Below are 2,144 nucleotides of genomic sequence, written 5' to 3'. Positions count from 1 at the left end.
CCGCTTTCACGCGGCGCGGCCCCCGCGAGAGCTCAGGTACCGGCGAGCGGCATCGCCGCCGCGACCAGACGACCGTGTGCCGCCGCCTTGTCCAGGGCGTCGCGCATCAGGTCCTCGCGGTGCTGGCGGCCGATGGAGCCGACCGGCGCCGCGAACAGGAGCACCGTCTGCAGCTTGTTGGCCGCGGCCCGCCAGGCGTCGGTGACCTGGAGCGGGTGGTGGGCCTGCCACCAGGCGACGGGGGACCCTTCCCCAAGCGCTCGGCTTCGCTCGTGCAGGGGAGACCCCATCCCTGCGCCGGGCTGGAGCACGGCGTGCAGCTGGCCCGCGGCGAGCAGCACCGACCAGCCGTGCAGCACCGGTGGTACGCCGTCGAGCGAGGCCACCGGCGAGAAGCCCTGCTCGACCAGGAGCTGCAGGAAGTTGTCGCCGCCGGGCGCGGTGCCGGGGCGTGCGATGGCGCCGGTCGGCTCGACGACGAGCGCGGGCCGCAGCTCGCCTTCGATGAGGACGAGACCGCTGGTCACGCCGAGAACGGCCTGGTCGGGCGCTGCTTCACCGGGACCGGGTCCGGGGACTCCGGCGAGGCCTGTGCCGTCCTCGCCGGTGATCGAGCGCACGGCACCCTGCAGCTGCTCCTCGGAGACCTGGACGATCTGGGAGGGCAGGCAGGTGGCGTGGGCGAAGGCGAGTACGGCGGTCTCGTCGCCGATGAACAGGACCGTGCTGGTGCGTTCCTGTTCCGTGTCGCCCGGGGTGCGGCAGGACGTGCAGTCGTAACTGCCCGGGGCGTTCTCTCCGGCCAGCAGCCGGTCGGCTTCATCGTCGCCGATCTCGGCGCGTACGTCGTCGCCGACGTCGAGCATGCGCGGCACGGGTGGCTCCTCGGAATCGTTGCGTGCGGACCGGGGGTGCCCGGCTCATAAGAAGACAACGGGCGATCAGTGGTGCAAGTCACGCGTGAAGGCGAACGGAATCGAACCATCCACAGCAGAGGGTGAGTTGCCCGGCGGAATCCATCACTCCGCGCCAACACCTTCTGCGTACAAGAAAGTTGCAGCGGTGAGCTGGGTCACACCCTGCTGTGGCGACAGGTCGGCAAATCATGAAATCAGGGAATTTAATGGATGGCTTGAATTCGCCGATACTCCGGGTAACCGGCAACTGGCCTGGAGTGACGAGGAGTTGGTTGATGCCGGGGCGAGCAGGCACCTAGATTCCACCGCCGTGTGCAGCGAGCACCGCTCGGGTACGTCCGCCGGCCGCACCAGCCAGCTCAAGCACCGCGGCACAGAAGTGCCGCACTCCGGCGGACGGGGTGAGCGGGCCTCCGGCGTCAGATGCGCGAGGAGGCCCGGGACATCTGGGGGATCCCGAGTCCTTCGAGAGGGAAATTCATGTCCGCACGTCCCAAGTGCGTTCGCAGGACAGCAGTGATCGGCGGAGCGGCGTTGCTCGCCCCGCTCGGACTGCTCACCGCCACCGGCCAGGCCGGAGCGGCGGACAGCGGAGTGTGGGATCGCATCGCTCAGTGCGAGAGCGGCGGAAACTGGAGCATCAACACCGGGAACGGCTACTACGGAGGACTGCAGTTCTCCGCGTCCACCTGGCGGGCGTACGGCGGAGGAGCCTATGCGGCGACCGCCGACAACGCGTCCAAGGCGCAGCAGATCTCTGTCGCCGCGAAGGTCCAGCGTGCTCAGGGGTGGGGCGCCTGGCCCAGTTGCTCGGCGCGTGCGGGTGCGTCCGGCAGCGCGCCGGGGGCGGCAGCCGCGCCGGCAGCCCCCAAGGCTGCGAAGGCTGCGAAGGCGCCCAAGGCTGCGAAGGCGCCCAAGGCTGTCAAAGCACCCAAGGCGGCCGAACAGCGGTCCGCCAAGCCGCAGAGGCGTGCGCCGAGTCATGTCGACCGCGGCTCCGGGCGCGGTGACTACACCGTTCGGGCGGGGGACACCCTCAGCCGGATCGCGGCGGCACACGGCGCCAACTGGCACAAGGTGTACGCCGCCAACAAGGCGGTCATCGGCGGGAATCCGAATGTGATCCTGCCCGGGCAGCGGCTCGATCTCTGAGTTCTCCCCCTCGGGGGCGGGGGGCCCGCCGGGGGGGCCGCCCGGGGGGGGGCGGCGGCCGGGGGGGGCGCCGGG

Annotated in this window: 2 protein-coding genes; one reads left to right on the top strand and one right to left on the bottom strand. The window is 70.8% G+C overall.

Translation table 11 applies throughout. The features are described from left to right. Positions 1-32: 32 nt before the first annotated feature. Complete coding sequence (locus ACFQ7F_RS45770; protein ID WP_383285721.1) at positions 33-875, bottom strand: hypothetical protein; 843 nt, start codon at positions 873-875, stop codon at positions 33-35. Between the two features lie 522 nt (positions 876-1,397). On the opposite strand from ACFQ7F_RS45770, the gene ACFQ7F_RS45765 reads away from it, so the two are divergent. Further along, complete coding sequence (locus ACFQ7F_RS45765) at positions 1,398-2,069, top strand: transglycosylase family protein (RefSeq protein ID WP_383285718.1); 672 nt, start codon at positions 1,398-1,400, stop codon at positions 2,067-2,069. Positions 2,070-2,144: the final 75 nt, after the last annotated feature.

It is taken from the genome of Streptomyces sp. NPDC056486 (assembly GCF_042795295.1).
In the GTDB taxonomy this organism is placed as follows: Bacteria; Actinomycetota; Actinomycetes; order Streptomycetales; family Streptomycetaceae; genus Streptomyces.
The sequence above is the reverse complement of the archived record's forward strand: the minus strand, read 5'-3'. Positions and strand labels throughout refer to the sequence as shown.

Coding starts and splice junctions, on each gene's coding strand:
- ACFQ7F_RS45765 (WP_383285718.1), top strand. CDS start 1,398: ATGTCCGCACGTCCCAAGTGCGTTCGCAGGACAGCAGTGATCGGCGGA.